General features: G+C 74.9%; 1 protein-coding gene and 1 pseudogene. Both read left to right on the top strand.

The genetic code is table 11. The features are described from left to right. The coding region (locus K6I34_RS37325) for a Zn-ribbon domain-containing OB-fold protein (RefSeq protein ID WP_229332449.1) at positions 1–400 on the top strand (400 nt) is incomplete at its 5' end. Next, positions 400–1,083: pseudogene (locus tag K6I34_RS37320) on the top strand (lipid-transfer protein); the annotation flags it as partial. The gene K6I34_RS37325 and the pseudogene K6I34_RS37320, both read left to right, overlap by 1 nt.

Here is a 1,083-nt window from a genome sequence, read left to right as displayed (position 1 = left end):
GAGTCGCTACCTGGCCGCCCTCGCCCGGCACAGGATCGTCGGCGAGCGCTGCCCCGCCTGCCGCCGCGTCTGCGTACCGCCCCGCGGCGCCTGCCCCACCTGCGGTGTCGCCACCCGCGAACAGGTCGAGGTCGGCCCGCGCGGCACCGTCACCACCTACTGCGTCGTCAACATCAAGGCCAGGAACGCCGCGATCGACGTCCCGTACGTCTACGCCCACATCGCCCTCGACGGAGCCGACCAGGCCCTCCACGGCCGTATCGCGGGCATCCCCTGCGACCGGGTGCGCATGGGCCTGCGCGTCGAACCCGTCTGGACCGACGGCGCCCGGTACCCCGACCACTACCGGCCGACCGGCGAGCCCGACGCCGCCTACGACACGTACAAGGAGCTGCTCTGATGCGCTGCCCCCGCGACGTGGCGATCGTCGGCTTCGCGCAGACCGTCCACCGGCGCACCTCCGAGAACCTCTCCGAGACCGAGATGCTGCTGCCCGTCCTGCGCGAGGTCCTCGACCGGACCGGACTGGCGCCCGGGCAAGCGGGGTTCACCTGCTCCGGGTCGAGCGACTACCTCGCGGGCCGCCCCTTCTCGTTCACCCTCGCCCTCGACGGCGTCGGCGCCTGGCCGCCGATCGCCGAGTCCCACGTGGAGATGGACGGCGCGTGGGCCCTGTACGAGGCCTGGGTCGAACTCCTCACCGGCGCGACCGACACGGCACTCGTCTACGCCTGCGGAAAGTCCTCCGCGGGCGACCTCGACGCCGTCCTCACCCGGCAGCTCGACCCCTACTGCACCGCCCCGCTGTGGCCCGGACCCACCGACCTGGCCGCGCTCCAGGCACAGGCCCTCATCGACGCGGGCGCCACCGACGAGACGGAACTCGCCGCCGTCGCGGCCCGCAACCGCGCCGCCGCCCGCGACAACCCGTACGCGCAACTGCGCGGACGGGTGCCGATGGGCCCCCGCCGCGCGGGGCCGCTGCGCACCGGCGACTGCCCGCCCGTCAGCGACGGCGCCGCCGCGGTCGTCCTCGCCGCGGGCGACACCCCCCGCCGGATGTGCGAACGGCCCGCGTGGATC

The sequence above is a fragment of the Streptomyces sp. UNOC14_S4 genome, from assembly GCF_020740835.1.
GTDB lineage: Bacteria > Actinomycetota > Actinomycetes > Streptomycetales > Streptomycetaceae > Streptomyces.
The sequence above is the reverse complement of the archived record's forward strand: the minus strand, read 5'-3'. Positions and strand labels throughout refer to the sequence as shown.